Consider the following 4,206-nt stretch of genomic DNA (forward strand, 5'->3'; position numbering starts at 1 on the left):
TGAGCGCTTTGGCTTTGTTCGCAGTAGCCCATTGAGTTTCTACTCTGACCCCGAACGCAAGATGGAGTCCTTTGAGCAGAACTTACGCTATGCTGGACAATATTTTGACAATGAAACCGGATTACATTTTAATACGTTCAGATTCTACGACCCACAGATAGGCCGCTTTATCATGCCTGACCCGATTGGGTTACTGGGTGGGATGAATCTGTATCAGTATGCGCCGAATCCATTGGTATGGATTGACCCTTGGGGGTTAGCTGCTTCTGGTGATTATAAAGAAATGCCTGTCATGCCTGGTTTTCAGAAACACCATAACATTCCACAATCGATGGCAAATCATCCAGTGATTATAAGTTCAGGCTATGATATTAATAATAGTCAAAATATTACTCAATTACTATCGTCTAAAACTGCGATTGAGCAAAATCCAGAAAGGACGGTACATCGAGGGAGGCATAATAAAGCTTACGATAGTTATATTAGCAATGAGCTTGATAAGATACATGCTAATAATGCAAGCCCAGAGATAAAAAGGATGCAGATTCAAGCTCTGTCAGATGATGTAGGTAATCGCCTAAGAACCAAACAAATAAAACTTAACAATGCCTGTTAGTAGGAAGATAAAATGAGTTATATAATTTCTAGTATTACAAATACATTTAACTTACTTGAATATTGCCATAATACCTCTGTGGACTACACTCTATTCCGTGAAGGAATTAGTTTAAAAGGAAACTGTTTTCAGATTAATTATAAGGCAAAAAATAAAGCTAGCTTGAATAAAATAAAGAAAAACCATATTTTATTTACCACAGGCATTGAATTAGTTAGTTCAGAACTTCGAGAAGTTCTAGAAAAAATAGCACCAACCGAGGTTGAGTTTTTTGATGCAAACATTTTTTTTGGAAATTACGTACTACATAGCTACAGTGCTATCAATGTGTTAACAAAGATAAATTGTTTTGATATGGAAAAAAGTGAATTTACATTAACTAATTTTGACCCCCATAATCCCCAATATGCATTTTTATATACAGTACTGTTAGATGAAATACCATATTCTTTCGATATTGTAAGAAGTGAAGAAACTCCCAATACAATAGTTGTGAGTGATAAGCTAAAAATAGCTATCATTAATGCAGGGCTAAAAAATATTGAATTTTGCAAATCAATTGATTTGACCCCTAAAAATAGAAGTTCCTGTGAAACTAGTTAAATATTTGTTTTCCAATTTAATCATGATACAGCGGATGATAACCACTACTAAACGAATTGCGTCACAATCCTATAAAGATAAATAAGATTATATCAGACACATATGGATGATATTCCGTATCAATTGATTAAAATAATGCAGGAATAGTTAGACATATAGAAGGTGGCAGACAAGCAGGTACTAACGTTGAGTTGCGGGAAACCTATTTACCACCACTAAACCCAGCTGAAACAGGTCGTAAGGGAGGATCTTACACCGACATGACATTTACTGATGCTAAAGGTCGCACAGTTTACATTCAGACGGTAGACAAAGGCAATGTGAATGGAATGAGTCAACGGGAATGGGATAACGCAGTTCGAATAACCCAACAAAATCCAAACGCTGTTGTTATTACCGTGCCTAAAGGTAACACTTTACAGCCGGGAGCATTGAATGTTGACAACATGCTTGCTGGCACAGTCACACAACGCTAAAAAGGATTCTATATGACAGCTAAAGTTAAACTGCCTGGTATTGAAGTTTTTATGAGTAAAGTAGATGAAGATAACTTTTCAAAAGCCTTGGGTGATTATTTTAAAGAAATTAAATTCATTGACAATTATGTTTGGGATACTCTTGATCCCCCTGTAAGAAATTCGATTTCCTTATGTTATGGTGCAATAAATTCAAACGTTACAATCATCAATAGTGATATAACTAGTATAAGTGATTATAAAAATAACTATGTATTTCCACGCCCAAACAACGCTGGTTTTTCGGGTAGTTTCGTCGGTAAAGGATTAGTTCAATTTATTCACTCAAAGGAAGCTGATTTTGCAGCAGGATGCTTGAGAAATGGGACAATATCAGCTTCTTATAAACCAGCAGAAGACCCTGAAACAGAGGCATTCGTTAAAGGAGTTTGGAAAATCTTCAAAAAAGGAGCCAAAAAGGTTTATGCTATTAACAGGGAAACGGGTGAATTGTATCGTGACAAACCTGAAACTCGGTATTTTGCTTGGCCTGATGCTGCAAAAATTTATGATGGTACAGATGGTCGCTACTTAACAGCTACCGCATTTAATTTTTATATTGCTAAATAACAAGTATAGAAGGCAGTTTTACCTGCCATCTCAGACTGCTAACAAACATATTATGTTTGGCGGCAAGTCTAATAGGTTTTGAAAATAAATTACGAAAATCAATTTATTGATTTTCGGCTGATAACACAAAGTGGGAAAAACCACGCTTTTATCCCGCTTTGCCAACAACCTCACACGGTGTGCGACCAGACCTTTTGAATAACCCAACGCTTTTCCGATCTCATCATAAGTTGGGGGTGCCCCGTCTTCTTTGATGCATTTAACCAAATACCCACCATTAAGCCCACATTCTGATTATCAGGTTAAAGAATTATTAGGGGTTACCTAGACTTACAGGAGGCGCTCTACCTTCATATTTTTCATAACGATCAGCAGGGGCAACCCTGCTTTTCAATATTTGCCTTACAGGCATAGCCTTCTTGAAATAACAATGCACTGAGTCGTCATATTCATAAAGTGGTTGAATCGCGGGCTCACGGCAAACCAACACGCCACGAAACCCATTTTGTCTGGCAAGGACTACGGTTACTGCAAGAGCAGAATATCAATACCGGTAAATGCCAAACCTATTACTGCGAAGAACACGGCAGCTATACCCCACTCGCCGTTATTGTGAAGTAATCCAGTGGATACCACTATTACTGGCATCACTGCGACATTAGCAGTGCCCCACTTGATGTCACCAACGAACAAGGCAATAGGGTATGGTCAGGGAAATATGAACGCTTTGGCTTTGTTCGCAATAGCCCATTAAGTTTCTACTCCGACCCAGATCGCAAGATGAAGTCCTTTGAGCAGAACTTACGCTATGCTGGACAGTATTTTGACACTGAAACAGGATTACATTTTAATACCTTCAGATTCTATGACCCACAGATAGGCCGTTTTATCATGTCCGACCCAATTGGGTTATTGGGTGGGATAAATCTGTATCAGTATGCACCTAACCCGCTAATGTGGGTGAATCCTTGAGGATTGACGGAGGCTTTAATTTATAAAAATCCCGGACATCATGAACCCGGGTATTTACCAGGTAGACAAGTGCCATTCAATAGCTCCAAAAGCATAATACCACCTAACGCTGAAGAGCTCTTTAAACTTAGTCAGTTAGACCCTAATGACTCAAAAACGAGTTAGGTCAAAATTGGGGAAGGTAAAAAAGCTGTTTGGCATAGATTCCAAAGTAGTGCTGCTGATGGCTCAGGACCATTCCATTGGAATGGTTCAACGGATGGTGTTGATATTAGAGGCAAACCTAGAGCTATAGATCCAAGAAATGTCCCTAAGTATGCAAAAAATATGGAAGGTATAAAACCGTGCAAATGAAGACAAGACTTATAGGAAAAAAAAATACTCTTGCAGTCGAATATTTTTTTGAAAATAAGGAGAAATTTATTGGCCGAGCAAAGTTTTGGATTAATGACTTATTTTTTGGAAGCTTAGACGATACAATTTTTTTTGATGGCTACTTAATCGGTGGGCTCAATGAAATTTTAAACAAAAAACACTTAAATCAAAGATATTTGCTTGATAATTATTGTTCTACTTATGAACTATTAGAAGCAGATATCTTAGACTTTAATGGTGAAGAGTATGAGTTAGCCGAAAATTTTAATGTGAATTTAGGAACTTGGTCAGATTATTTTAATATATATTCATACAAATTAACCGATGAAATTGGTGCCATTTTATGGAGATTTGTTGATACTAGTGAATCATTGAAGGATTTAATAGATTATCCTAAAAATATCTTCTATGAAGAGTTTAGATATGATGAATTGCGTCATATAGTGAATGATCTAACCCTACTAAAGCTTGACCAGTAAAGAACTTTATCGTAGTTAAGCTAGAAGATATTTCAATCTTCTAGCTTAACTATACTGATACACGTGCTGATTGTCC

At 37.0% G+C, this 4,206-nt stretch carries 6 protein-coding genes and 1 pseudogene; all 7 read left to right on the forward strand.

What is annotated here, in order from left to right:
* On the forward strand, positions 1-616 hold a 616-nt coding region (locus PR675_RS05850; protein WP_272582704.1), incomplete at its 5' end, for an RHS repeat-associated core domain-containing protein.
* A gap of 12 nt (positions 617-628) precedes the next feature.
* A complete protein-coding gene (locus PR675_RS05855; protein ID WP_071599657.1) occupies positions 629-1,219 on the forward strand; it encodes an imm11 family protein in 591 nt (196 codons plus the stop codon).
* Between the two features lie 191 nt (positions 1,220-1,410).
* Positions 1,411-1,695 carry a type IV secretion protein Rhs gene (locus PR675_RS05860; RefSeq protein WP_230085227.1) on the forward strand — a complete coding sequence of 95 codons (285 nt, stop codon included), beginning with the start codon at positions 1,411-1,413 and terminating at the stop codon, positions 1,693-1,695.
* A 12-nt stretch (positions 1,696-1,707) separates the two neighbouring features.
* On the forward strand, positions 1,708-2,304 hold the full coding sequence (locus PR675_RS05865; protein ID WP_014656623.1) for a hypothetical protein: 597 nt from the start codon (positions 1,708-1,710) through the stop codon (positions 2,302-2,304).
* Between the two features lie 456 nt (positions 2,305-2,760).
* Positions 2,761-2,925, forward strand: coding sequence for a hypothetical protein (locus tag PR675_RS05870; RefSeq protein ID WP_225829627.1), 165 nt, complete (start codon positions 2,761-2,763; stop codon positions 2,923-2,925).
* A 30-nt stretch (positions 2,926-2,955) separates the two neighbouring features.
* Positions 2,956-3,276, forward strand: a pseudogene (locus PR675_RS20990) (RHS repeat domain-containing protein); the annotation flags it as partial.
* Between the two features lie 350 nt (positions 3,277-3,626).
* Positions 3,627-4,130 carry a hypothetical protein gene (locus tag PR675_RS05885; RefSeq protein WP_053110412.1) on the forward strand — a complete coding sequence of 168 codons (504 nt, stop codon included), beginning with the start codon at positions 3,627-3,629 and terminating at the stop codon, positions 4,128-4,130.
* Positions 4,131-4,206 lie beyond the last annotated feature (76 nt).

Origin of the sequence: Providencia sp. PROV261 (assembly GCF_028477945.1) — a bacterium.
Classification (GTDB): Bacteria; Pseudomonadota; Gammaproteobacteria; order Enterobacterales; family Enterobacteriaceae; genus Providencia; species Providencia stuartii.

Bases quoted from the DNA above. Each gene is read 5' to 3' on its own strand.
- PR675_RS05855 (WP_071599657.1), top strand. From the start codon at position 629: ATGAGTTATATAATTTCTAGTATTACAAATACATTTAACTTACTTGAA.
- PR675_RS05865 (WP_014656623.1), top strand. From the start codon at position 1,708: ATGACAGCTAAAGTTAAACTGCCTGGTATTGAAGTTTTTATGAGTAAA.
- PR675_RS05885 (WP_053110412.1), top strand. From the start codon at position 3,627: ATGAAGACAAGACTTATAGGAAAAAAAAATACTCTTGCAGTCGAATAT.